The organism is Sutterella parvirubra YIT 11816, assembly GCF_000250875.1.
GTDB lineage: Bacteria > Pseudomonadota > Gammaproteobacteria > Burkholderiales > Burkholderiaceae_F > Sutterella > Sutterella parvirubra.
Map to the genome: position 1 here is coordinate 1 of NZ_JH604915.1, position 526 is coordinate 526.

Consider the following 526-nt stretch of genomic DNA (forward strand, 5'->3'; position numbering starts at 1 on the left):
GACAACGAGGGAATCCCCGTCGACTTCGACATCTACTCCGGGAACAACTCGGAATACAACACCCTGCCCGTAGCCATCGAGGCCCTGCGCGAGAAGTACGGCATCGAGGAGACGATCATCGTCGCGGACCGCGGCCTCAATTCGCTCGCGAACCTCAAGGACGCCAACAACCGAGGTTTCGGCTTTCTGGTTGGGCAGAGAGTCTCGAATCTCCCGAACGAGCAGAAGAAGGCCATGGTCGATCCGAACGGGTGGACTTCCGTCAGCCACGACCTCAAATTCAAGGCCGTACCGTTCAAGAAGAAGGGCTACGTCAACGGTGTGCTCGAAGAAGTCGACTGCACGTTGGTCCTCACGTTCAGCGAGGCACGCAAGAAGCGGGATCTTCATGAACTGGACGCGGCAATCGAATACGCCCAGCGCTGCGTCAACGAGCAAGCTGAAATGCCTGAATCCAGACGCTACTGGACGGAACTCGTGGAGACCTCCAGTAAGGCGAACTGCGCGGTCCGACTCAAGCAGAAGG

1 pseudogene is annotated in these 526 nt (G+C 58.2%); it reads left to right on the forward strand.

Annotated features, from left to right (window positions below):
- Positions 1 to 526, forward strand: a pseudogene (locus tag HMPREF9440_RS03045) (hypothetical protein); the annotation flags it as partial.